This is a genomic window from Serratia sp. TMDUHS_CL, assembly GCF_037137105.1.
Lineage (GTDB): Bacteria > Pseudomonadota > Gammaproteobacteria > Enterobacterales > Enterobacteriaceae > Serratia > Serratia nevei.
The window spans coordinates 21,435-45,445 of sequence record NZ_JBBBDV010000013.1 but is presented as its reverse complement, the minus strand read 5'-3'; the positions used below and the strand labels follow the sequence as shown (position 1 = coordinate 45,445).

24 protein-coding genes are annotated in these 24,011 nt (G+C 60.9%); 21 read left to right on the top strand and 3 right to left on the bottom strand.

Features of this window, described 5'->3' with window-relative positions; translation table 11 throughout:
- Positions 1 to 15: 15 nt before the first annotated feature.
- Both WCL58_RS20610 and WCL58_RS20605 read left to right on the top strand, forming a co-directional pair.
- Complete coding sequence (locus tag WCL58_RS20610) at positions 16 to 1,926, top strand: NAD(P)/FAD-dependent oxidoreductase (RefSeq protein ID WP_060425032.1); 1,911 nt, start codon at positions 16 to 18, stop codon at positions 1,924 to 1,926.
- The gene (locus tag WCL58_RS20605; protein ID WP_060441122.1) at positions 1,923 to 3,107 is read left to right on the top strand and encodes a c-type cytochrome; all 1,185 of its coding nucleotides are present in this window, start codon (positions 1,923 to 1,925) and stop codon (positions 3,105 to 3,107) included. Before WCL58_RS20610 ends, WCL58_RS20605 begins: the two co-directional genes overlap by 4 nt.
- 37 nt (positions 3,108 to 3,144) lie before the next feature.
- Here the strand turns inward: WCL58_RS20605 and hmpA are convergent, their stop codons facing one another.
- On the bottom strand, positions 3,145 to 4,335 hold the full coding sequence (gene hmpA, locus WCL58_RS20600) for an NO-inducible flavohemoprotein (protein ID WP_086580325.1): 1,191 nt from the start codon (positions 4,333 to 4,335) through the stop codon (positions 3,145 to 3,147).
- Between the two features lie 357 nt (positions 4,336 to 4,692).
- Here hmpA and glyA point away from each other — a divergent pair, with 357 nt between their 5' ends.
- Positions 4,693 to 5,946, top strand: coding sequence for a serine hydroxymethyltransferase (gene glyA, locus WCL58_RS20595; protein ID WP_004941389.1), 1,254 nt, complete (start codon positions 4,693 to 4,695; stop codon positions 5,944 to 5,946).
- Positions 5,947 to 6,102: 156 nt separating this feature from the next.
- Positions 6,103 to 7,248, top strand: a complete 1,146-nt coding sequence (locus tag WCL58_RS20590; protein WP_038874523.1) for a 3-phenylpropionate MFS transporter — start codon at positions 6,103 to 6,105, stop codon at positions 7,246 to 7,248.
- Here the strand turns inward: WCL58_RS20590 and csiE are convergent, their stop codons facing one another.
- Positions 7,249 to 8,514: a stationary phase inducible protein CsiE gene (csiE, locus tag WCL58_RS20585; RefSeq protein WP_336851541.1), complete on the bottom strand. Its 1,266-nt coding sequence runs from the start codon at positions 8,512 to 8,514 to the stop codon at positions 7,249 to 7,251. It abuts the gene before it with no gap.
- Between the two features lie 182 nt (positions 8,515 to 8,696).
- Between csiE and WCL58_RS20580 the strand changes: the two genes are divergently transcribed.
- Both WCL58_RS20580 and WCL58_RS20575 read left to right on the top strand, forming a co-directional pair.
- Entirely contained in the window at positions 8,697 to 9,332 is a 636-nt protein-coding gene (locus tag WCL58_RS20580) for a DUF1007 family protein (protein WP_033651572.1), read from the top strand.
- Positions 9,323 to 10,345 carry a nickel/cobalt transporter gene (locus WCL58_RS20575; RefSeq protein WP_049200710.1) on the top strand — a complete coding sequence of 341 codons (1,023 nt, stop codon included), beginning with the start codon at positions 9,323 to 9,325 and terminating at the stop codon, positions 10,343 to 10,345. The genes WCL58_RS20580 and WCL58_RS20575 overlap by 10 nt, the downstream gene beginning before the upstream one ends.
- Positions 10,346 to 10,402: 57 nt before the next feature.
- Here WCL58_RS20575 and suhB read toward each other — a convergent pair whose 3' ends face one another.
- A complete protein-coding gene (suhB, locus tag WCL58_RS20570) occupies positions 10,403 to 11,206 on the bottom strand; it encodes an inositol-1-monophosphatase (protein WP_004941400.1) in 804 nt (267 codons plus the stop codon).
- A 119-nt stretch (positions 11,207 to 11,325) separates the two neighbouring features.
- Between suhB and trmJ the strand changes: the two genes are divergently transcribed.
- The 15 genes from trmJ to rodZ all read left to right on the top strand — a co-directional run bounded on the left by trmJ (position 11,326) and on the right by rodZ (position 23,977).
- Complete coding sequence (gene trmJ / locus WCL58_RS20565; RefSeq protein ID WP_025303916.1) at positions 11,326 to 12,060, top strand: tRNA (cytosine(32)/uridine(32)-2'-O)-methyltransferase TrmJ; 735 nt, start codon at positions 11,326 to 11,328, stop codon at positions 12,058 to 12,060.
- Between the two features lie 193 nt (positions 12,061 to 12,253).
- Positions 12,254 to 12,748 carry a Fe-S cluster assembly transcriptional regulator IscR gene (iscR, locus tag WCL58_RS20560; protein ID WP_004941404.1) on the top strand — a complete coding sequence of 165 codons (495 nt, stop codon included), beginning with the start codon at positions 12,254 to 12,256 and terminating at the stop codon, positions 12,746 to 12,748.
- A gap of 54 nt (positions 12,749 to 12,802) precedes the next feature.
- Positions 12,803 to 14,017: a cysteine desulfurase gene (gene iscS, locus WCL58_RS20555; protein WP_015378780.1), complete on the top strand. Its 1,215-nt coding sequence runs from the start codon at positions 12,803 to 12,805 to the stop codon at positions 14,015 to 14,017.
- A 24-nt stretch (positions 14,018 to 14,041) separates the two neighbouring features.
- Positions 14,042 to 14,428 (top strand): Fe-S cluster assembly scaffold IscU, encoded by a 387-nt coding sequence (gene iscU, locus WCL58_RS20550; RefSeq protein ID WP_004941408.1) that lies wholly within the window; start codon positions 14,042 to 14,044, stop codon positions 14,426 to 14,428.
- A gap of 54 nt (positions 14,429 to 14,482) precedes the next feature.
- Positions 14,483 to 14,806 carry an iron-sulfur cluster assembly protein IscA gene (gene iscA / locus WCL58_RS20545; protein ID WP_004941410.1) on the top strand — a complete coding sequence of 108 codons (324 nt, stop codon included), beginning with the start codon at positions 14,483 to 14,485 and terminating at the stop codon, positions 14,804 to 14,806.
- Positions 14,807 to 14,868: 62 nt separating this feature from the next.
- Positions 14,869 to 15,390: a co-chaperone HscB gene (hscB, locus tag WCL58_RS20540; protein ID WP_197796546.1), complete on the top strand. Its 522-nt coding sequence runs from the start codon at positions 14,869 to 14,871 to the stop codon at positions 15,388 to 15,390.
- Between the two features lie 32 nt (positions 15,391 to 15,422).
- Positions 15,423 to 17,273 (top strand): Fe-S protein assembly chaperone HscA, encoded by a 1,851-nt coding sequence (gene hscA / locus WCL58_RS20535; protein ID WP_060424938.1) that lies wholly within the window; start codon positions 15,423 to 15,425, stop codon positions 17,271 to 17,273.
- Positions 17,274 to 17,275: 2 nt separating this feature from the next.
- Positions 17,276 to 17,611, top strand: a complete 336-nt coding sequence (gene fdx, locus WCL58_RS20530) for an ISC system 2Fe-2S type ferredoxin (protein ID WP_004941417.1) — start codon at positions 17,276 to 17,278, stop codon at positions 17,609 to 17,611.
- A 32-nt stretch (positions 17,612 to 17,643) separates the two neighbouring features.
- On the top strand, positions 17,644 to 17,844 hold the full coding sequence (iscX, locus tag WCL58_RS20525; RefSeq protein WP_006327336.1) for a Fe-S cluster assembly protein IscX: 201 nt from the start codon (positions 17,644 to 17,646) through the stop codon (positions 17,842 to 17,844).
- An 83-nt stretch (positions 17,845 to 17,927) separates the two neighbouring features.
- A complete protein-coding gene (gene pepB / locus WCL58_RS20520; RefSeq protein ID WP_033635597.1) occupies positions 17,928 to 19,223 on the top strand; it encodes an aminopeptidase PepB in 1,296 nt (431 codons plus the stop codon).
- Positions 19,224 to 19,312: 89 nt separating this feature from the next.
- Positions 19,313 to 20,143 carry an enhanced serine sensitivity protein SseB gene (sseB, locus tag WCL58_RS20515; protein ID WP_180547598.1) on the top strand — a complete coding sequence of 277 codons (831 nt, stop codon included), beginning with the start codon at positions 19,313 to 19,315 and terminating at the stop codon, positions 20,141 to 20,143.
- Between the two features lie 162 nt (positions 20,144 to 20,305).
- On the top strand, positions 20,306 to 20,731 hold the full coding sequence (ndk, locus tag WCL58_RS20510) for a nucleoside-diphosphate kinase (RefSeq protein ID WP_004941424.1): 426 nt from the start codon (positions 20,306 to 20,308) through the stop codon (positions 20,729 to 20,731).
- A 237-nt stretch (positions 20,732 to 20,968) separates the two neighbouring features.
- A complete protein-coding gene (locus WCL58_RS20505; protein WP_004941426.1) occupies positions 20,969 to 22,165 on the top strand; it encodes a bifunctional tRNA (adenosine(37)-C2)-methyltransferase TrmG/ribosomal RNA large subunit methyltransferase RlmN in 1,197 nt (398 codons plus the stop codon).
- A 98-nt stretch (positions 22,166 to 22,263) separates the two neighbouring features.
- Complete coding sequence (gene pilW, locus WCL58_RS20500) at positions 22,264 to 23,013, top strand: type IV pilus biogenesis/stability protein PilW (protein ID WP_060424943.1); 750 nt, start codon at positions 22,264 to 22,266, stop codon at positions 23,011 to 23,013.
- Complete coding sequence (gene rodZ, locus WCL58_RS20495) at positions 23,003 to 23,977, top strand: cytoskeleton protein RodZ (protein WP_060441127.1); 975 nt, start codon at positions 23,003 to 23,005, stop codon at positions 23,975 to 23,977. Before pilW ends, rodZ begins: the two co-directional genes overlap by 11 nt.
- Positions 23,978 to 24,011 lie beyond the last annotated feature (34 nt).

The following is a 24,011-nucleotide window of genomic DNA, read 5'->3' as shown; positions in this document are numbered from 1 at the left end:
TGAAAGGAAGCCTATATGGGTATCACCAGACGCGATTTTCTCAACGGGGTGGCGATCACCATCGCCGCCGGGTTGACGCCGCTGCAAATCTTGCGCGCGTCGCCGCAAACCGCCAATCAAACCCTGTACTACCCGCCGGCGCTGACCGGGCTGCGGGGTAACCATCCGGGCTCGTTCGAGCATGCGCACCAGCTGGGGCGCGACGGTAAAACCTTTGATTTCGGCAGCGTACCCGCCGTTGAAGAGTTCGATCTGGTGGTGGTCGGCGCCGGCATCAGCGGGCTGGCGGCCGCCTGCTTCTGGCAGCAGCTGAAAGGCGAGCAGCAGCGCATTTTGCTGATCGACAACCATGACGACTTCGGCGGCCACGCCAAGCGCAACGAATTCAACACCGACGACGGCATGCTGCTCGGCTACGGCGGCAGCGAATCGCTGCAGTCGCCGCGCTCCAACTTCAGCCCGGTGGCGATGGGGCTGCTGCGCAAGCTCGGCGTCGATATCGACCAACTGGAGCAGGCTTTTGACACCACTTTCTACCCGGATCTGAACCTGAGCCGCGGGGTTTACTTCGATCGCAAGAACTTCGGCGTCGACAAGGTGGTGAGCGGCGATCCGGGCCGCACGGTGGCGGACGACATTCCGCGCGATCGCCTCAACGGCCGCTCTTATGAAGCGTTCATCGGTGATTTCCCGCTGCCGGAAAGCGATCGCCAGGCGCTGATCGCACTGCATACGGTGGAGAAAGATTATCTGCCGGAGATGACGCTGGAGCAGAAGGTCGAGTGGCTCGATACCCACAGCTACACCCAGTTCCTGCGTGAAAAAGTGGGCCTGAGCGAGCTGGCGATCCGTTATTTCCAGCAGACCACCAACGACTTCCAGGCGGTGGGCATCGACGGCACGTCGTGCAGCGATGCGCGCATCTGCGATCTGCCGGGCCTCGGCGGCATGAATCTGCCGCCGCTGGACGAAGAGTCGCAGGCGGATCTCGACGATCCTTACGTGTTCCACTTCCCGGACGGCAACGCCACGCTGACGCGCCTGATGGTGCGCAAGCTGATCCCGGCGGTGGCGCCGGCCGGCAAAGACATGAACGACGTGGTGCTGGCCAAATTTGACTACAGCCAGCTCGATCGGCCGGAGTCGCCGGTGAAGCTGCGTTTGAACAGCACCGGGCTGCACGCGGCCAACGTCGGCGACAAGGTGGAAGTCACCTACATGACCGGCGAGAAGATGACCAAGGTGCGCGCCGGGCAGGTGGTGATGGCCGGCTACAACATGATGATTCCGTACCTGGTGCCGGAGATGTCGCACGAGCAGCAGGAGGCGCTGAAGCAGAACGTCAAGGCGCCGTTGGTGTACAGCAAAGTGGTGATCCGCAACTGGCAACCGTTCATCAAGCTAGGCGTGCACGAAATTTATTCGCCGGCCGCGCCGTACAGCCGCGTGAAGCTGGACTACCCGGTGAGCATGGGCGGGTATCAGCACCCGCGCGATCCGGATCGGCCAATCGGCCTGCATATGGTGTACGTGCCGACGCTGCCGGGCAGCGGCCTCAGCCCGCGCGAGCAGTCGCGCAAAGGGCGCGCGCTGCTGCTGGGCACGCCGTTCGAGGTGCATGAGCAGATGATCCGCGAACAGCTGCAGGGCATGCTGGGCGAGGCGGGTTTCGACCATCAGCGCGATATTCAGGCGATCACCGTCAACCGCTGGTCGCACGGTTATTCCTACTTCCTCAACGGGCTGTTTGACGATGAAGAAGAAGCCAAGAAAATCATCGAAACGGCGCGGCAGCCGATCGGCAAGATCGTTATCGCCAACTCCGATTCTGACTGGAGCCCGTACGCCAACTCGGCGATCGATCAGGCGTGGCGCGCGGTGAACGAACTGGCCTACGGCAAGGTTGCCGCCAAGGAGGGAGCATGAGTCTGCGTTCGCTGTACCTGTTGAGCCTGCTGGCGGCCGGCGGCTCGGCCCAGGCGATGTCGGCCGGGGAATATGTCGCCAAGGCCGGCGACTGCACCGCCTGCCACACCGCGCCGGGCGGCGCTGAACTGGCGGGAGGCATGAAGTTCCCGACGCCGCTCGGGGCTATCTACGCCACCAACATCACGCCGGACAAGCTGCACGGCATCGGTGCCTATTCGTTCGAAGAGTTCGATCGCGCCATGCGCCAGGGGGTGGCCAAAGACGGTCACCGGCTTTACCCGGCGATGCCGTATACCTCGTACGCCAAAATGAGCGCGGAAGACATGCGCGCCCTGTATGACTACCTGATGAATGAGGTGCCGGCGCAGAACGTCGCCAACCGGGACAGCGACATCAGCTGGCCGCTGTCGATGCGTTGGCCGCTGGCGGTGTGGAACCAGTTGTTCCACGACGACCAGCCGTATCAGGCAGATCCGCAGCAAAGCGCCGAGTGGAACCGCGGCGCCTACCTGGTACAGGGCGCGGGCCATTGCGGCAGCTGCCACACGCCGCGCGGCTGGGCGATGCAGGAGAAGGGGCTGGACGGTAAGGAACCGGTGTTCCTGAGCGGCGCCGAGCTGGACGGCTGGTACGCCTCCAATCTGCGCGGTCTGCCGCCGGAAGAGGTGACGGCGCTGCTGAAAACCGGCCGCAGCCGCCATGCGGCGGTCGCCGGGCCGATGAGCGAGGTGGTGACCCACAGCACGCAGTATCTCAGCGACGGCGATCTGAACGCCATCGCGGTGTACCTGCGCAGCCTGGCACCGGAAACCGCCGCCAAAGCCGCTGCGCCAGCCACGCAGGCGGATAACCCGGGCGGAAAGGCGACCTATGCGATGTACTGCTCGACCTGCCACGGCAATAAGGGGGAGGGCACTGACTTCGCCATTCCGGCGCTGGCGGGCAATGCCACGGTAACGGCGGACAATCCGCTGACCGCGCTGCGGGTGGTGCTGGAGGGGGCGCATACGCCGATCACGCAGCAGGCGATGGCGTTTGACATGCCGGCTTATGGCTGGGCGTTGAACGATCGGCAGGCGGCCGATCTGATGAGCTACCTGCGGGGAAGCTGGGGCAACCAGGCGGCGCCGGTGACGGTGCAGCAGGTGCAGGACGCGCGTCAACTGCAGGCGAAATGAAGAGGGAGCGCGGTCTGACGGCCGCGCTCCGCACGCATTACAGCACCTTATGCGGGCCGAAGCATTCGTAGTGGATGCGTTCGGCCTCTACGCCCATCTCCAGCAGCTGTTTGCCCACGAACTGCATGAAGGCCACCGGACCGCAGAAGTAATAGTGCATCTGCGGATCGGCCAGGCTGCCTTGCAGCGCGCTCAAATCCATCAATCCGCGGCTGTGGTAGTCGCGGCCTTCCACGTCATCGGCACCCGGCTCGCGGTACCACACATGGCGGCTCAGATTCGGCATACGCCCGGCAATATCCGCTACCTCATCGGCAAAGGCGTGCACGCTGCCGTTTTCCGCCGCGTGCAGCCAGTGGACCTGCGCCTGATGCTGGTTGTCGTGCAGGGTGTTGAGCATGCCGAGCATCGGGGTTTGGCCGACGCCGGCGGAGATCAGCGCCACCGGCGTGGTCGGCGCCACGTCGAGGAAGAAGTCGCCGTGCGGCGGGGCGATGTCGATCACGTCGCCTTCCTGCGCCTGCTGGTGCAGGTAGTTGGACACTTTCCCCTGATCTTCGCGCTTCACCGCGATGCGGTAGAACTCGCCGTTCGGCGAGGTGGTCAGCGAGTACTGGCGAATTTCCTGATGCTCCAGGCTGTCGTGCTTGATGTAGACCGCCAGGTATTGCCCCGGTTTGAAGTCCGCCACCCGGCCGCCGTCCACCGGCGCCAGCACGAAGCTGCAGATCACGTCGCTCTGCGGCTGTTTCTTCAGGATGCGGAACGCGCGCAGATCGCGCCAGCCGCCGTTGTCGGTTTCGCTCTGCTGATAAATCTGCTCTTCACGCTGGATAAATACGTTGGCCAGCACGCCGTAGGCTTTGCCCCAGGCGTCCAGGACTTCCTGACCCGGGCTGAACATTTCGTCCAGCGTCGCCAGCAGGTGACCGCCGACGATGTTGTACTGCTCCGGCTGGATATTGAAGCTGGTGTGCTTCTGCGCGATGCGCTCCACCGCCGGCAGCAGCGCCGCCAGGTTCTCGATGTTGGCGGCATAGGCGCAGATGGCGTCGAACAGCGCCTGACGCTGATCGCCGTTGCGCTGGTTGCTCATGTTGAAAATGTCTTTCAATTCCGGGTTGTGCGCGAACATGCGATCGTAAAAGTGGGCGGTCAGCTTCGGCCCGGTCGCAGCCAGCAGGGGAAGGGTGGATTTCACGGTGGCGATGGTTTGGCTATCCAGCATGGAAGCGCTCCTTGGGTTGGGATCTTGACGATAATTGTAATGATGTATTTTAAATGCATCTTATTGGGTTCCGCGTCGCTTGTAAATACCCTTGTTTTCGTTGCGGTGTTCTTCGGGCGTCGATCGCGCTCACAGAACATGAAAAAAGCGCATCGTTCGCATGAGGAAATGTCCGTTGATAAACGGCGGCGTTTCGCGGATCAAAGCCTTGCGCCACCTTATGCCAATCGTTTGCGTAAAAACCTCTGTCAAGACCTATCTTCGGTGGGGCGAAACGGTTTACACTGTGGCCCAGAACCCAAACGGGTAGTTATTTGGTGATTTTTTAGTTAGCTGATTTAAGTCAGGAGATGCCGGATGTTAAAGCGTGAAATGAACATTGCCGATTACGATGCGGAACTGTGGCGTGCCATGGAGCAGGAAGTGGTGCGTCAGGAAGAGCACATCGAGCTGATCGCGTCTGAGAACTACACCAGCCCGCGCGTGATGCAGGCTCAGGGTTCCCAGCTGACCAACAAATACGCTGAAGGCTATCCGGGCAAGCGTTACTACGGCGGCTGCGAATACGTGGATATCGTTGAGCAGCTGGCTATCGATCGCGCCAAAGAATTGTTCGGCGCCGATTACGCCAACGTGCAGCCGCACTCCGGCTCCCAGGCTAACTTCGCCGTGTACACCGCGCTGCTGCAGCCGGGCGACACCATTCTGGGCATGAACCTGGCGCACGGCGGCCACCTGACCCACGGTTCCCCGGTCAACCTGTCCGGCAAACTGTATAACGTGGTGCCTTACGGCATCGACGACAAAGGTCAAATCGACTATGACGATCTGGCCAAGCAGGCGCAAACCCACAAGCCGAAAATGATCATCGGCGGCTTCTCCGCTTACTCCGGCGTGGTTGATTGGGCCAAAATGCGCGAAATCGCCGACAGCATCGGCGCTTACCTGTTCGTCGACATGGCGCACGTAGCGGGCCTGATCGCCGCCGGCGTGTACCCGAACCCGGTACCGCACGCGCACATCGTCACCACCACCACCCACAAAACCCTGGCGGGCCCGCGCGGCGGCCTGATCCTGGCGAAGGGCGGCGACGAAGAGCTGTACAAGAAGCTGAACTCCGCCGTGTTCCCTGGCGGCCAGGGCGGCCCGCTGATGCACGTGATCGCCGGCAAGGCGGTGGCGCTGAAAGAAGCGATGGAGCCTGAGTTCAAGGTTTACCAGCAGCAAGTGGCGGTCAACGCCAAGGCGATGGTGGAAGTGTTCCTGCAGCGCGGCTACAAAGTGGTCTCCGGCGGCACCCATAACCACCTGTTCCTGCTGGATCTGGTCGACAAAAACCTGACCGGTAAAGAAGCGGATGCTGCCCTGGGCCGCGCCAACATCACCGTCAACAAAAACAGCGTGCCGAACGATCCGAAGAGCCCGTTCGTTACCTCCGGCGTGCGTATCGGCACCCCGGCCGTGACCCGTCGCGGCTTCAAAGAGGCCGACGTGCGCGAACTGGCCGGTTGGATCTGCGATGTGCTGGACAACATCAACGATGAAGCCACCATCGAACGCACCAAGAAGAAAGTGCTGGATATCTGCGCCCGCCTGCCGGTTTACGCATAATCCCGCTTTCGCCCGACAAAACCCGCTGCGGCGGGTTTTTTTATGCCCGCCAGCAGCAAACTGTGAACTGTCTGGCACTCTAACGCATTGAAGTGGAATGACGATTGCGGGGCGGTGTGAGCTCTGTCAAAGTATTGCCCTCACTCCGGAGGGATCATGGTTCTGCAATCAACGCGTTGGCTCGCTCTCAGTTATTTCACCTACTTCTTTTCCTATGGCATCTTCTTACCGTTCTGGGGCGTATGGCTGAAAGGCGAGGGCATCGCACCCGAAACCATCGGCATGTTGCTCGGCGCCGGCTTGGTGGCCCGCTTCCTCGGCAGTTTACTGATTGCACCCCGCGTTAAAGATCCCTCTCATTTAGTCTCCGCCCTGCGCCTGCTGGCGCTGCTGACCCTGGCCTTCGCGGTCGGCTTTTGCTTCGGCAACGGCTGGGGCTGGCTGATGCTGGTGATAGCGGGGTTCAACCTGTTCTTCTCGCCGCTGGTGCCGCTGACCGACGCGCTGGCCGGCACCTGGCAAAAGCAGATCCGTATGGACTACGGCCGGGTAAGGCTGTGGGGCTCGCTGGCGTTCGTCATCGGCTCGGCGCTGACCGGGCAGCTGGTGGCGGTGTGGGGCCATAACGCCATTCTTTACAGCCTGATCTTCAGCGTGTTGGCGATGCTGCTGGGCATGTTGCTGAAGCCGAGCGTCATGCCGCAGGGCGAAGCGCGCACGCACAGCGGAGCTGAGCGCTCGCTGTGGGCACTGCTGAAAGAAGGGCCGGTCTGGCGCTTCCTGCTGTGCGTCACGCTGCTGCAGGGGGCGCATGCCGGCTACTACAGCTTCGGTTCCATTTACTGGCAGGAAGCCGGCTATTCGGCCTCGACCATCGGCTATCTGTGGTCGCTCGGCGTAGTGGCGGAGGTGATTATTTTCGCCAGCAGCAACGTGCTGTTCCGCCGCTGGAATGCGCGCAACCTGCTGTTGCTCTCCGCCTGCTGCGGCGTGCTGCGCTGGAGCCTGATGGCCTACAGCACCGAGCTGGGCTGGCTGCTGCTGATCCAGATCCTGCACTGCGGCACCTTCACCGTCTGCCATCTGGCGGCGATGCGCTTTATCGCCGCACGCCAGGGACAAGAGGTGATCCGGCTGCAGGCGGTGTATTCGGCGCTGGCGATGGGCGGCGGCATCGCCGTCATGACGGTCATTGCCGGGTTCCTGTTCGAACATTGGCAGGGCGGGGTATTCTGGGTGATGGCGGCGGTCGCGGTGCCGGCCTTGTTCATCCGGCCGCCGGCGGTCAGCGTCAGCCGCTGATTAAGGGGCTTCCAGCAGCGCGCGGATCGCCTGGCGCTGCCGGGTTTCCAGCGGCAGTTCGGTATAGATCAGCGGCGGGTGCGGATCGCTGTGCACCGCCGCATAAGGGGTGATCACCAGCATGACGCCCTGTGGCGAACCGCCGCGCAGATAGTCGCTCAGCGGCAGGTACTTGATGTTCAGCGGCAGCAGCGTGAGCTCGCGGATCTGGTATTCCACTTCTTCTTCCAACTGCGGGTTGTCCAGCGTCAGCAGCAGCACCTGTTTTTCTTGCAGCGCGTTGTCCTGCATCAGCCAGGCGCCGAAGCTGATGGCCACCAGGCCGGCCTCCTCATTGGAAAAATGCACGCCGTATTCCTGCTCCAGCGGTTTCAGCGCTTCCTGCGTGGTGCGCATCAGCCGCGGGTATTTGCGCACCACTTCTTCCAGCAGCATATTGTCGATGCCGATGGCGAAACGGCAGCGCTCCAGCGCCGGCGCCAGATGGGCAAACAGCTGGCTGACCAGCTCCGTTTTGCTGCTGAAGGCCATGCCGGAAAGTTGCTGGAAGCGCTCGACCATGCTGTCGATGGCCGTCATCAGCCGCTGTTCCTGCGCGGAGTCGTTGCTGTGGTAGCTGTGATTTTTCAACATGGTAAACGTCAGCGCCAAAAAATCGCGCTCGTCTGCCTGCGGCGGCTGATTAAACAGCCGGTTGCAGGCCTGATGCAGCCAGGCGGCGGCCTGCTGCTCCGGTTTTTGCCGCAGCCAGTCACGCTGAACGGCGTCGAAACGCGGATGCTGCCGCAGGCGATTTTGCCAGGCGCAGTAGAGCAGATAATGCTGCAGGAATTGGCGGTCGCGTGCATCGAAGCGGCGGTTGAGCAGCGGCTCGCAGGCATCGATCGCCTCTGCCAGCGCAGACGCCGGGGCGGCATCGGCCGCCAGCGCGTGCCGCAGGCGCGGGGCGAAATCGCCTTCAACGAATTGCGGGCTGCAGCGCAGGGCCCGCCGCAGCCAATGGATCAGGCACAGGCGCTGGTCGAGCGTGCTGCCCCGCAGTTGGTAACCACAATCGTGATCGACGGCGATCTCCAGGTGGTGGAAACGCTGGATTTCACTGGCCACCTCGGCTATATCTTGCCGGGTTATCGGGGGGGCGACGCCGTTGATTCGGCTCAGGGTCTCCAGCTGTAACTCGGGCTCCGGCGTGTACAGCATCAGCAGCAGATGGCAGCGCCGTTGTTGTCCGGAGAGCTCGGGCACGGGAGAGGTGTCCAGGCTCATTATCACCTTCCGGCATAAAAGGTTGCGATTATGCCTAAGCATAGCAAAAGGCTTTGTAATGGCAGGGTTACCGCGCGGCTTTTACTTCGGCTTACAACTTTCGTCACAAATATCGCCGGGAGAGGCGGGCCGTTCGGTATTTATTTGTGTTACGTTATAACAAATGCAGGTAAGACAGGATAATGATGAAGTTACGTCGTCTTTTGGCTGCCTTCGGCGCCGTGTTCAGCGCCGGTGCGATCGCGCATCCGCACAGCTTTATCGACATGAATACCACCTTCGTCGCCAAAGACCAGCGGCTGGTCGGCCTGAAAATGGTGTGGGTGATGGATGAAATCACCTCGGCGGATCTGCTCTACGATGCGAAAAACGCCAAGAGCGATTCGGAAGTGTGGAAAAAGCTGGCGGCGGAAGTGATGGCCAACGTGCTGGGGCAGCACTATTTCACCGATCTTTACCGCGACGGCAAGCCGGTGAAATACCTGAACTTGCCCAGCGAATATCACCTGTCGCGCCAGGGCAATCAGGCGGTGCTGGAGTTCGTGCTGCCGTTGGCCGAGCCACAGCCGCTGGCGGGCAAGCCGTTCGAACTTTCTACTTACGATCCGACTTATTTCGTGGATATGACCTATAAAGACCAAAATGCGCTGCATCTGCCGCCGGAGATGGCGCAGCTGTGTAGCTATAAGCTGATGACGCCGAAGCCGAATGCGTCGCTGCAGGCCTATGCGCTGTCGCTCGACAAGAACGACTCGCCCGGTGAAGACTTGGCGCTGGGGCAGCAGTTCGCCCAGCGGGTGACGCTGCAATGTCGTTAAATTTCTCACCTCCGACGACGAGCCGACGCCACTGGGCCTTCGGCCTGTGGCCGCTGCTGCCGTTCACGCTGGCGTTGGCGGCCGCCGCGCTGCTGGCGTGGCACTATTGGCCGCAGTTGCTGATGCAGAGCGTGGTATGGCAAAAAGCGCTGCACCAGCAGATGGCGGGGCTGTTGCAGCAGGTGAAGGCCGCGCCGCAGCAGGCCGGGCTGGCGCTGATGCTGTTCAGCCTCGGTTATGGCGTCTTGCATGCGCTCGGCCCCGGCCACGGCAAAGTGGTGATCGCCACCTACCTGGCTACCCATCCGGCGCGGCTGAAAAGCAGCCTGAAGCTGACCTTCGCCGCCTCGCTGGTGCAGGGCGGGGTAGCGATCGCGCTGGTCACGCTGATGCTGGTGGTATTGCAGCTCTCTTCGCGCCAGCTGCACCAAAGCAGCTTCTGGCTAGAGAAGGGCAGCTTTATTCTGGTGATGCTGCTTGGCGTGCTGCTGAGTTGGCGCGCGCTGAAACGCCTGTTTGCGGCGATCAAGGCGATGCGTCCGGCGCCGGCGCTGCGCATCAATAGCCTGACGCCGCTGGCGGCGGATCATGTGCACAGCGCCCACTGCGGCTGCGGCCACCGGCATTTGCCGAGCGACAGCGAGCTGCAGGCGGGAAGCGACTGGCGCACTCAGGCCGCCATCGTGCTGGCGATGGGCATGCGCCCCTGTTCGGGGGCGATTTTGGTGCTGCTGTTCTCCAAGGTGATCGGCGTGTTCGGCTGGGGAGTGATCTCCGCGCTGGCGATGGCGTTCGGCACTTCGTTGACCATCTCGATGCTGGCGCTGCTGGTGCATTACAGCCGCCGGCTGGCGGTGCGTCTCAGCCGTTCGCGCGCGCCCGCCGCCTGGAGCGCGGTGGCCTGGGGGGCATTGGCGCTGGCCGGCGGCCTGATCCTGTTGGCTGCGGGGCTGTTGCTGTACGTCAGCGCGCAGCCGGAATTCGGCGGCGGCATCCGGCCCTTCTCCCGCTAACGGGCATAAAAAAAGCGCTGCATCGGCAGCGCTTTTTTTTCGATTCGCTTCTGGCGATTAACGCTTCAGCGCTTCGCTCAGTTCTTCACGCATGGTGGCCAGCATGGCTTTCACTACGCGCGGGTTGCCTGCAACCACGTTGCCGGAGCTGAAGTGGTTGTGGCCACCGACGAAGTCGGTCACCAGGCCGCCGGCTTCACGCACCAGCAGTTCGCCCGCGGCGAAATCCCACGGCTTCAGGCCGATTTCGAAGAACCCGTCTACGCGGCCGGCGGCCACATAGGCCAGATCCAGCGCGGCGGAACCGGTGCGGCGGAAGTCTGCACACTGGGTGAACAGTTTGCCGACGATGTTGATGTAAGGCGTTGCGTGCTGCTTGACCTTGAACGGGAAGCCGGTCGCCAGGATGGTGCCATCCAGATCTTTGGCGTTGGTGCCGCGCAGGCGGTAACCGTTGAGCTGTGCGCCCTGGCCGCGAGTGGCGGTGAACAGTTCGTTGCGCATCGGATCGTAAACCACGGCCACTTCAGTACGGCCTTTGATGCGTACGGCGATGGAAACGGAGAAATGAGGGAAACGTTTGATGAAGTTTGCAGTGCCATCCAGTGGATCGATCACCCATTGCACATCGCGATCTTCGCCGATCAGCTCACCGCGTTCTTCGCTCACGATACTGTGTTGCGGATAAGACTTGCGGATGACGTCGATGATCAGATGCTCTGCATCGCGATCGACGTTGGTGACGAAGTCATTGGTCCCTTTCTGGCTCGCTTCTACAGCGTCCGGGGTTTCGTAGTTTTTGGCAATCAGGTTACCGGCCTTGCGCGCAGCGCGCACGGCGATAGTCAGCATCGGATGCATGGGTATCTTCCAACTAGGATGTTAAAGAACAGGAAACGGCGCGAAGTATAGCAGCTGTTCGGCAAATTGCCTATGGCTGTGTTAAGATGCTGCGATTTTCCGCCACGCTCAGAGTTTGTATGCTGCACAATATCCGCATTGTTCTGGTAGAGACTTCACATACCGGCAACATGGGCTCGACCGCCAGAGCCATGAAAACCATGGGTTTAACCAACCTTTATCTGGTTAATCCGCTGATCAAACCCGATTCTCAGGCCATCGCCCTGGCCGCCGGTGCCAGCGACGTGATCGGCAACGCCACTATCGTCGACACCCTCGATGACGCCATTGCCGGCTGTAGCCTGGTGGTGGGCACCAGCGCACGTTCTCGCACCTTGCCGTGGCCGATGCTGGAGCCGCGTGAATGCGGCGTGCGCGCGGTACACGAAGGCGAACACGCGCCGGTGGCGCTGGTGTTCGGCCGCGAACGCGTCGGGCTGACCAACGATGAACTGCAGAAGTGCCACTACCACGTCGCCATTCCGGCCAACCCGGACTACAGCTCGCTGAACCTGGCGATGGCGGTGCAGATCCTGGCGTACGAAGTGCGCGTGGCTTACCTCGATCGCCAACAGGCGGGCGCGCCGCAGCTGGAAGAGACGCCGTATCCGCTGGTGGACGACCTCGAGCGTTTCTATCAGCACCTGGAGCAGACGCTGCAGCGCACCGGCTTTATTCGCCCGTCCCATCCGGGGCAGGTGATGAGCCGCCTGCGTCGGCTGTTCACCCGTGCGCGCCCGGAAGGGCAGGAACTGAATATCCTGCGCGGCATGCTGACGTCGATCGAGAAACAGGATAAACATCAAGGTAATTAATTGATGTGGCATAACGGTGGGCGACAATAGTATTAGTTATCCAAAGGTTATAACATGTATTTTATATACCTTTGTTCTTGCTAAGTTCAAAACGTGCTAATACTTGAGTCAATTACTAGGTTAAATAGTTGACTGTTTTACTCAGGAATGTCAGACTTTCGGCCATATTTGACCAACAGGTAACCATTGAGCTATGAGACTGACATCCAAAGGCCGTTATGCCGTAACCGCTATGCTTGACGTAGCGCTGCATTCCCAGGAAGGGCCGGTACCACTGGCGGACATTTCCGAACGCCAGGGTATTTCGCTCTCTTATCTGGAACAATTATTCTCCCGTCTGCGCAAGAACGGCCTGGTGGCCAGCGTGCGTGGTCCGGGCGGTGGTTATCTGCTGGGTAAAGACGCGGGTGAGATCGCCGTTGGCGCTGTCATCACTGCCGTCGATGAATCGGTAGATGCAACCCGTTGCCAGGGCAAAGAAGGCTGTCAGGGCGGCGATCGCTGCTTGACCCACGCCCTGTGGCGCGATCTGAGCGAGCGCATCAGCGGGTTCCTGAACAACATTACGCTGGCAGAACTGGTCAATAACCAGGAAGTGCTGGTGGTGGCGGATCGTCAAAACAACGATACGCGCCGCACGGCCAACGGTCGTCCGCAAGAAACTATCAACGTTAATCTGCGCGCATAAGCAGCTGGCGAAATTTTTTTAGTTTTTGGAAGTGATGTACGGAGCACAAGAGCAATGAAATTACCGATTTATCTGGATTACTCAGCAACGACGCCGGTCGACCCGCGCGTTGCTGAGAAGATGATGCAGTTTTTGACCCTGGACGGCACTTTTGGCAACCCGGCTTCCCGTTCCCACCGTTTCGGTTGGCAGGCGGAAGAGGCGGTAGACATCGCCCGTAACCAAATCGCCGAACTGGTGGGCGCCGACCCACGCGAAATCGTCTTCACCTCCGGGGCGACCGAATCCGACAACCTGGCGATCAAAGGCGCTGCCAATTTCTACCAGAAAAAAGGCAAGCACATCATCACCAGCAAAACCGAACACAAAGCCGTGCTGGACACCTGCCGTCAGCTGGAGCGCGAAGGGTTTGAAGTGACCTACCTGGCGCCGCAGAGCAACGGCATCATCAGCCTGCAGGATCTCGAAGCGGCGATGCGCGATGACACCATTCTGGTCTCCATCATGCACGTCAATAACGAAATCGGCGTGGTGCAGGATATCGAAGCGATCGGCGAAATGTGCCGCGCGCGCGGTATCATCTACCACGTTGACGCCACCCAGAGCGTGGGCAAACTGCCTATCGATCTGAGCAAGCTGAAAGTCGACCTGATGTCGTTCTCCGGCCACAAAATCTATGGCCCGAAAGGCATCGGCGCGCTGTACGTGCGCCGCAAGCCGCGCATCCGCATCGAAGCGCAGGTACACGGCGGCGGTCACGAGCGCGGCATGCGTTCCGGCACCCTGCCTGTCCACCAGATCGTCGGCATGGGCGAAGCTTACCGCATTGCCAAAGAAGAGATGACCGAAGAGATGGCGCGTCTGCGCACCCTGCGCGATCGTCTGTGGAACGGCGTGAAAGATATGGAAGAAGTGTATCTGAACGGCGATCTGGAGCACGGTGCACCGAACATCCTGAACGTCAGCTTCAACTACGTTGAAGGCGAGTCGCTGATCATGGCGCTGAAAGACCTGGCCGTTTCCTCCGGTTCAGCCTGTACCTCCGCCAGCCTCGAGCCGTCCTACGTGCTGCGCGCGCTGGGCATGAGCGATGAATTGGCGCACAGCTCGATCCGTTTCTCTCTGGGGCGTTTCACCACGGAAGAAGAGATCGACTACACCATTCAACTGGTGCGTAAATCCATCGGCCGTCTGCGCGATCTGTCCCCACTGTGGGAGATGTTCAAGCAGGGCGTGGACATCAACAGCATCGAATGGGCGCATCATTAATTCTCAGGTTTCAGGAGCAAGGTCATGGCTTACAGCGAAAAAGTAATCGATCATTATGAAAACCCGCGCAACGTGGGTTCTTTCGACAACGAAGATCCTACCGTCGGCAGCGGCATGGTAGGGGCGCCGGCCTGCGGCGACGTGATGAAGCTGCAGATCAAGGTTAACGATGAAGGCATCATCGAAGACGCGCGCTTTAAAACTTACGGCTGCGGTTCCGCCATCGCCTCCAGCTCGCTGGTGACCGAATGGATGAAAGGCAAGTCGCTCGATCAGGCTGAAGCGATCAAAAACACCCAGATCGCCGAAGAGCTGGAATTGCCGCCGGTCAAAATTCACTGCTCGATCCTGGCTGAAGACGCCATCAAAGCAGCGATTGCCGACTATAAGAGCAAGCATAGCGCCAAGTAATTTGTCTGAGTCGGCCCGGCTGCGCCGGGCTTTGATGTGAAGTGTGAGGTTGTGATGTCTATTACCATGAGCGACAGCGCTGCGCAGCGTGTTCAGGCGTTTTTGACGAACCGCGGCAAAGGTCTCGGCCTGCGTCTGGGAGTGCGAACTTCCGGCTGCTCCGGGATGGCGTACGTGCTGGAATTTGTTGACGAAGCCAACGATGACGACATCGTGTTTGAAGACAAAGGCATCAAGGTGATCATCGACGGCAAGAGCCTGGTCTACCTTGACGGCACCGAGCTTGATTTCGTTAAGGAAGGCCTGAACGAAGGCTTCAAGTTCAACAACCCGAACGTCTCAAGCGAATGCGGCTGCGGCGAGAGTTTCAACGTCTGACAGTCCATCGTGCTCCCCCGTTTCGGCGGGGGAACTTCATCCGCTAACGCCCAGAGCACGCTATGGATTACTTTACTTTATTCGGGCTGCCAGTTCGCTACACCGTGGACGGCAGCCTGCTTGCGTCCCGCTTCCAGGATCTGCAGCGCCAATTCCACCCCGATCGTTTCGCCAACCAGCCGGAGCGCGAACGCCTGATGGCGTTGCAGCAGGCGGCGACCATCAACGAAGCCTACCAGGCGCTGAAGCACCCGTTAAAACGCGCGGAGTATATGCTATCTTTGCACGGCTTCGATCTGGGCAACGAACAGCATACGATGCGCGACACCGCGTTCCTGATGGAACAGCTGGAGCTGCGCGAAGAGCTCGACGCCATTGAGCGCAAGCCGGAGGCGGAGCGCCTGCTGGCCGATTTCGGCGCGCGGCTGGCCGTCTCCATCAAACAGCGCAGCGCGCTGATGCTGCAGCAGTTGGACAGTGAACAGTGGGCGGACGCCGCCGACACCGTGCGCAAGCTGCGCTTTTTGGACAAACTCCAGCAACAGGTTGAACAACTCGAAGAAAAACTGCTGGGTTTTGAGTAACACCTTCTGATTCTGATTGTGGAAGCTTCAACATGGCCTTATTACAAATTAGTGAGCCTGGCCTCAGCGCCGCGCCGCACCAGCGACGTCTGGCCGCCGGCATCGACTTAGGCACCACCAACTCGCTGGTCGCCACGGTGCGCAGTGGGCAAGCGGAAACGCTGGCCGACGAACAGGGCCGCCATTTGCTGCCTTCGGTGGTGCATTATCAGGCGGACGCGCAGCGCGTCGGCTGGGAGGCGCGCCAACAGGCGGCGCAGGATCCGGCCAATACCGTCAGCTCCATCAAACGCATGATGGGCCGCTCGTTGGCGGACGTGCAGCAACGTTACCCGAACTTGCCTTATCAATTCCAGGCCAGCGACAACGGCCTGCCGCTGATCGTCACCGCCGCCGGCCCGGTTAACCCGGTCGGCGTCTCCGCCGATATCCTGCGGGCCCTGTCCGCGCGCGCGCAAGCGGCGCTGGAAGGCGAGCTGGATGGCGTGGTGATCACCGTTCCCGCCTACTTCGACGACGCGCAGCGCCAGGGCACCAAAGACGCGGCGCGTCTGGCCGGCCTGCACGTCCTGCGCCTGCTGAATGAACCGACCGCGGCGGCGATCGCCTACGGGCTGGATTCCGGCCAGGAAGGGGTGATCGCGGTTTACGATCTGGGCGGCGGCACCTTTGATATCTCCATTCTGCGCCTCAGCCGCGGCGTGTTCGAAGTGCTGGCCACCGGCGGCGATTCCGCGCTGGGCGGCGACGACTTCGATCACCTGCTGGCCGACTGGCTGCGCGAGCAGGCCGGCGTGGCCGATCGCAGCGACCACGGCGTGCAGCGCCAGCTGCTGGACGCCGCCATCGCCGCCAAAATCGCGTTGAGCGATGCCGACAGCGTGCGCGTCGAGGTGGCCGGCTGGCAGGGCGAGGTGACCCGCGCCCAGTTCGAAGCGCTGATCGCTCCGCTGGTGAAACGTACGCTGATGGCCTGCCGCCGCGCGCTGAAAGACGCCGGCGTCGCCGCCGACGAGGTGCTGGAAGCGGTGATGGTCGGCGGTTCCACCCGCGTGCCGCTGGTGCGTGAGCAGGTGGGGGCCTTCTTCGGCCGCACGCCGCTGACGTCGATCGATCCGGATAAAGTGGTCGCCATCGGCGCCGCGATCCAGGCCGACATCCTGGTGGGCAACAAGCCGGACAGCGACATGCTGCTGCTGGACGTGATCCCGCTGTCGCTGGGCCTCGAAACCATGGGCGGCCTGGTGGAGAAAGTGATCCCGCGCAACACCACCATTCCGGTGGCGCGCGCGCAGGAGTTCACCACCTTCAAAGACGGCCAGAGCGCGATGATGATCCACGTGCTGCAGGGCGAGCGTGAGCTGGTGCAGGATTGCCGTTCGCTGGCGCGCTTCACGCTGCGCGGCCTGCCGCCGCTGCCTGCCGGGGGGGCGCACATTCGCGTTACCTTCCAGGTGGATGCCGACGGTCTGCTGAGCGTCACCGCAATGGAGAAATCCACCGGCGTTGAAGCGTCGATCCAGGTCAAGCCGTCGTACGGCCTGTCGGACAGCGAAATCGCCGGCATGATCAAGGATTCGATGGCCAACGCGCAAAGCGACGTGGGCGCGCGCAAGCTGGCGGAGCAACGCGTGGAAGCCGCGCGGGTGCTGGAAAGCCTGCAGGGCGCGCTGGCCACCGACGCCGCGCTGCTGAGCGAGACGGAAAGCCAGGCGATCGCCGCCGCGACCCAGGCGTTGCAGCAGGCGGTGCAGGGGGAAGATCCCGCCGCTATCGAAGACGCCATCAAAACATTAGATGCACAAACGCAAGATTTTGCCGCGCGCCGCATGGACGCTTCCATTCGCCGCGCGCTGGCTGGCCATTCTGTGGATGAGGTTTAACCATGCCTAAAATTGTTTTCCTGCCCCATCAAGATCTTTGCCCGGAAGGGGCGGTTCTGGAAGCCGAAAAAGGGGAGTCGATCCTCAACGTTGCGCTGCGCAACGGCATTGAAATCGAGCACGCCTGCGAGAAATCCTGCGCCTGCACCACCTGCCACTGCATCGTACGTGAAGGCTTCGATTCGCTGGAAGAGAGCAGTGAGCTGGAAGACGACATGCTGGACAAAGCGTGGGGGCTGGAGCCGGAAAGCCGTCTGAGCTGCCAGGCGCTGGTCGCCGACGAAGATCTGGTGGTCGAAATGCCGCGCTACACCGTCAACCACGCGCGTGAGCATTAATTGTTAGCCGCAGCGCCAACCCGGAGATCATAATGGGACTGAAGTGGACCGACAGCCGAGAAATCGGCGAAGCCCTGTACGACCAATACCCGGACACCGATCCGAAAACCGTGCGTTTTACCGACATGCATCAGTGGATCTGCGATCTGGAAGAGTTCGACGACGATCCGCAGGCTTCCAACGAAAAAATACTGGAAGCGATCCTGCTGGTCTGGTTAGATGAAGCGGAGTAAATAGCGTAACGGGCTGCCATGGGCGGCCCGTTTATTTTGTATCCGACAAGATTAATAAAAGAATAATCCGGAGTAAGAAGGCTATGACAACAGAATTCATGCAGGTCACGCTGTCGCAACAACCTGCCGATGCCCGTTGGGGCGAAAAAGCGCTGCTCAGCACCAACGGCGAAGGGATGACCATCCACCTGACCGGCGCCGACAAGCTGGGCGCGATCCAGCGCGCGGGCCGCAAAATTGACGGTCAGGGCATCAAAAACGTCAAGCTGGCCGGCGACGGTTGGGACTTGGAAAACAGCTGGGCGTTTTGGCAGGGCTACCGCGGGCCGAAAGGGCAGCGCAACGTCGAATGGGCCGAGCTGCCGGAAGCCGCGCGTCAGGAGCTGGATAAGCGCCTGAAGATCGTAGACTGGGTGCGCGACACCATCAATATGCCGGCGGAAGAGCTGGGGCCGGAGCAGCTGGCGACCCGCGCCGTTGATCTGATGTGCGACGTCGGCTGTGATGCCGTCAGCTACCGCATCACCAAGGGCGAAGATCTGCGCGAGCAGAACTATGCCGGCATCCACACCGTCGGCCGCGGCTCCGAGCGCCCACCGGTGCTGCTGGCGCTCGACTTCAACCCGACCGGTAACCCGGACGCGCCGGTGTTCGCCTGCCTGGTCGGCAAGGGCATCACCTTCGATACCGGCGGTTATAGCCTGAAACAGAGCGCCTTTATGGATTCGATGAAGGCTGACATGGGCGGCGCGGCCACCATCACCGGCGCCCTGGCGTTGGCGGCGGCGCGCGGCCTGAAGCAGCGCGTGAAGCTGTACCTGTGCTGCGCCGACAACATGGTCAGCGGCAACGCTTTCAAACTGGGCGACATCATTCGCTACCGCAACGGCAAAACCGTTGAGGTGATGAACACCGATGCGGAAGGGCGCCTGGTGCTGGCCGACGGCCTGATCGACGCTTCTGAGCAGAACCCGCAGCTGATTATCGACTGCGCCACCCTGACCGGCGCGGCCAAAACTGCGGTCGGCAACGATTACCATGCGCTGTTCAGCTTCGACGACGCGCTGGCGCAGGAGCTGCTGAGCAGCGCCGCCGCCGAGCAAGAGCCGTTCTGGCGTCTGCCGCTGGCCGAGTTCCACCGCAGCCAGCTGCCGTCCAACTTCGCTGAGTTGAACAACGTGGCCGGCCCGGCCTACACCGCCGGCGCCAGCACCGCGGCGGCCTTCCTGTCGCACTTCGTCAAGAATTACCAGCAAGGCTGGCTGCACATCGACTGTTCCGCCACCTACCGCAAAGGCGCGGTGGAGCAGTGGTCGGCCGGCGCGACCGGTTTGGGCGTGCGTACCCTGGCCAATCTGCTGCTGAGCAAAGCCAAATAATTGAACGCCCGCTACGTCGGGCGCTAGAATGCGCATTATCTTCGGGGCCCAGCATGCTGGGCCTCGCTATTTGATCCCTGGAGTTTGCCATGAGTGCCCATCATCACGATGCCGCCCCGAGCGAGAACGAACTTGAACGCCTGCTGAAGCTGGCGGTGACGGAGCCGGCCCACCGCCCGGCGTTCTTCCGTGAATTGCTCGACGCCACGGTGCTGATCCTCGGCGACAGCGAGCAGGTGCAGCAGGGCGGCGACATCGCGCTGAACGCGGATACGCCGGTCAATATCCAGCATTGGGAGAAGCAGGACGGCGGCAGCATCATTCCGTTCTTCACCTCGCTGGAGGCATTGCAGAAGGCCGTTGAGGACGAACAGCCGTTTATCGCTATGCCGGCGCGGGTGCTGTTCGAAATCACCCAGGGCGCTGATCTGTTCCTCAACCCGAAGGCGGAATACGGCAAGGAGTTCTATCCGGAAGAGGTGGCGATGCTGCTGGCGACCGGCGGCATTGTCAAACCGGTGGAGCATTACGTCGACAAAGAGACCCAAATCCTGCTGGGGCAGCCCGAAGAGTATCCGTCGGCGATGGTGGACGCGTTGACCACGCTGTTCAGCCAGCGCAAGCCGGTGCGCCGCGCGTTTCTGGCGCTGATGCACGACCAGGCGGCGGACGAGAAGCCGAATTTGCTGATCGGGCTGGAAGTGGACGCCGAGTCGGCGGAGATCGAGGCGTTGATCAACGAGGCCGGCAGCGTCGCCAGCGAAACGGCGCCGAACGACGAACCAGTGGATTTCTGTCTGGTGTCGGAGAAAGAGCGCGGCATCAGCCACTATCTGATCTCCCATACGCAGCCGTTTTATCAGCGCCGCTGGGGCAGCTGGCTGCGCAATTTGATCCCGTCTACCGACAAGACCCAGTAGCGCCGTCACGTTGTCGAAAATGGCCCATGAAGATCATATTTTTTTAATGAAATGTTGATTTTCCCGTAGGCAAGCGTTAACGGCGCACATATAATCTGCGCCACTTGAGAAGGCCGGCAACATTGCAGACCGGCCTGTTTTGGAAGTCATACAGAGGCCATCATGACCGTAGAACGTACCTTTTCCATCGTTAAACCAAACGCTGTAGCCAACAACGACATCGGCGCTATCTATGCGCGTTTCGAGCGCGCCGGTTTCAAAATCATCGCCGCTAAAATGCTGCGTCTGACTCGCGAACAAGCTGAAGGCTTCTACGCTGAGCACAAAGGCCGCCCATTCTTCGACGGTCTGGTTGAGTTCATGACCTCCGGCCCAATCATGGTGCAGGTTCTGGAATCTGAAAACGCCGTGCAGCGCAACCGCGACATCATGGGCGCAACCAACCCGGACAACGCGCTGGCCGGTACCCTGCGTGCCGACTACGCGGACAGCTTCACCGCTAACGCCGTGCACGGTTCCGACTCCGTTGAATCTGCACAGCGCGAAATCGCTTACTTCTTCAACGAAAGCGAAATCTGCGCACGTTAATCGTGCCGTTTCTTGGCTGATAACCAGGCATTCACCGGCTGAAACAATAAAAATGCCCTGAATGCCTTTCAGCCGTAGCCACCCGCTACTAAAATTTGTACAATGCCGCGCCCCTGATAAGACGACTTGTCAGGGGCGTGTTTTTAGTGCCGCCACCCGAATCATGCGGGCTGAAATGCACAACTTACTGTCCATTCTTTAGCGCCATAACGTGTAATAACGAGGCCAGAGATCATTATGTTAGAACCCATCACGTCCGAGCACACCGTGTCTGAAAATAATTCGCTGACTACCCCCTCCGTTAACGTGGAGCAACCGGCTGCGGCCAAAATCAACCTGCTGGACCTGAACCGCCAGCAAATGCGCGAGTTCTTCGCCGAAATGGGCGAGAAACCGTTCCGCGCCGATCAGGTGATGAAGTGGATTTACCACTACTGCTGCGACGATTTCGAGCAGATGACCGACATCAACAAAGTCCTGCGCGGCAAGCTGCAGCGCGTGGCGGAAATCCGCGCGCCGGAAGTGGCGGAAGAACAGCGTTCGGCCGACGGCACCATCAAGTGGGCGATTAAAGTCGGCGATCAGCAGGTCGAAACCGTGTACATCCCGGAAGCCGACCGCGCGACGCTGTGCGTCTCCTCGCAGGTAGGCTGCGCGCTGGAGTGTAAATTCTGTTCGACGGCGCAGCAGGGCTTCAACCGCAACCTGCGCGTGTCGGAAATCATCGGCCAGGTGTGGCGCGCGGCGAAGATCATCGGCGCGCTGAAGGTGACCGGCCAACGCCCGATCACCAACGTGGTGATGATGGGCATGGGCGAGCCGCTGCTCAACCTGAACAACGTGGTGCCGGCGATGGAAATCATGCTGGACGACTTCGGCTTTGGCCTGTCCAAACGCCGCGTGACCCTGTCTACCTCCGGCGTGGTGCCGGCGCTGGACAAGCTGGGCGATATGATCGACGTGGCGCTGGCGATCTCGCTGCACGCGCCGAACGACACCATCCGCGATGAGATCGTGCCGATCAACCGCAAGTACAACATCGAGACCTTCCTGTCCGCGGTGCGTCGCTATCTGGAAAAATCCAACGCCAATCAGGGCCGCGTGACCGTCGAGTACGTGATGCTGGATCATATCAACGACAGCACCGACGATGCGCATCAGCTGGCGGAAGTGCTGAAAGACACGCCGTGCAAGATCAACCTGATCCCGTGGAACCCGTTCCCGGGCGCCCCCTACGGCCGCAGCTCCAACAGCCGGGTGGATCGTTTCTCCAAGGTGTTGATGGAATACGGCTTTACGACTATTGTTCGTAAAACCCGTGGTGACGATATCGACGCCGCCTGCGGGCAACTGGCGGGTGAAGTGATCGACCGTACCAAGCGTACCCTGAAGAAGAAAATGGCCGGGGAACCTATCAACGTACGGGCGGTCTGAATCCTATAGCACCATTTTTTGTTATCTAACAGCCTGTTATGCGCAAGCGTGTCGCTGGCGGGCGTTAGCTGACGGCCGATAAGGAAATGAATGCGGGCATGAAGCTGAAACTGTGGGGTGTGTGGCTGGCGGCCGGGTTGTTGGCCGGGTGTTCCGGTTCAGCGCCGGAAAAGGATGCACAAGTCTCTGAGGCGGGCCAGACGCGGTTGCAGCTGGGCCTGGAGTACCTGCAGCAAGGCGACATGGACGCCGCGCGCCAGAACCTGGAAAAGGCGCTGGACGCGGCCCCGCAGGATTACCGCACGCAGTTGGGCATGGCGCTCTATGAGCAGCGGATCGGTGAAAATGCCGCGGCCGAACAGCGTTATCGGCAAGCGCTCAAACTTGCGCCAGGCAATGGCACCGTATTGAATAATTACGGTGCGTTTCTTTGCGGTTTAGGGCAGTATGTACCGGCGCAACAGCAGTTTAGCGCTGCGGCGCTGGCGCCCGATTATGGCCAGGTCGCCGACAGCCTGGAAAACGCAGGTTACTGTTTTCTCAAGGCCGGACAAAACGATGAGGCGCGCACGCTGTTGAGCCGCGCGCTGAAGGTCGATCCGGACAAAGGCACTCCGCTGTTGGCGGAGGCCGAAAAGCAATTTGGAGAAGGGAAGCGCGCCCAGTCGCAACTTTTATTGGATGTTTATCAGCATGTTCTGCCGGCCAGCGCCAGCAGCTTATGGTTACAGATTCGTTTCGCCGCGTTAGCCGGCCGTCAGGATAGCGTTCAACGCTATGGCAAGCAGCTAGCGCGAAGTTTTCCACAATCCAAACAGTACCAGCAGTTCTTAGCTAATGAATACTGAAGCCTCCCAAGATAAAACCGTATCCATGACGACGGGCCAGCGCCTGCGTCAGGCCCGTGAGCAACTCGGGCTGAGCCAACAGACCGTTGCAGAACGCCTGTGTCTCAAAATGTCCACCGTGCGCGATATTGAGGAAGACAGCGTGTCTGCTGACCTCGCGTCCACCTTCGTGCGCGGTTACATCCGTTCCTACGCCAAGCTGGTGCATTTGCCGGAAGACGAACTTCTGCCGATGCTGGCCAAGCAGGCGCCGTTGAAGATGGCGAAAGTGGCGCCGATGCAAAGCTTCTCGCTGGGCAAGCGTCGCAAGAAACGCGACGGCTGGCTGATGAGCTTCACCTGGCTTATCGTGTTTGTGGTGATCGGCCTGACCGGCGCCTGGTGGTGGCAAAACCACAAGGCCCAGCAGGAAGAGATCGCCACCATGGCCGATCAGTCCTCCGCGCAGCTTTCACAGAATAACGAAGGGCAGTCCGTGCCGCTGACCGACGGCAACGCCGACGCTGGCACCAACGTGCCGTTGACCGACAACAGCGCTGCGCCGGCCGATGCCGGCGCAGCGGCTCAGGCACCGGCGGCTACCGCTCAGGTGCCGAGCACGGCTCAGCAGCAGCCTGCCGTGGTGTCGCCAAGCCAGACTACCCTGCCGGAAACCACCCCGGCGGCACAAGCGCCGCTGCCGACCGCCGATGCGGGCGTGGCTGCGCCGGCAGCCGATCCGAACGCGCTGGTAATGGACTTCTCCGCTGACTGCTGGCTGCAGGTGAGCGACGCGAGCGGTAAAACGCTGTTCAGCGGCACCCAGAAGAAGGGTGGCAAGCTGAACCTGGCCGGCACTGCGCCGTATAAGTTGACCATCGGCGCGCCGGCGGCAGTACAGATCCAGTATCAGGGTAAACCGGTTGATTTAAGCCGGTTCGTTAAGTCAAACCGTGTTGCTCGCCTGACCGTCGCCGCGCAGTAATCGCGCGGCCCCGGTCGTGATGTCAGAGCAGCAA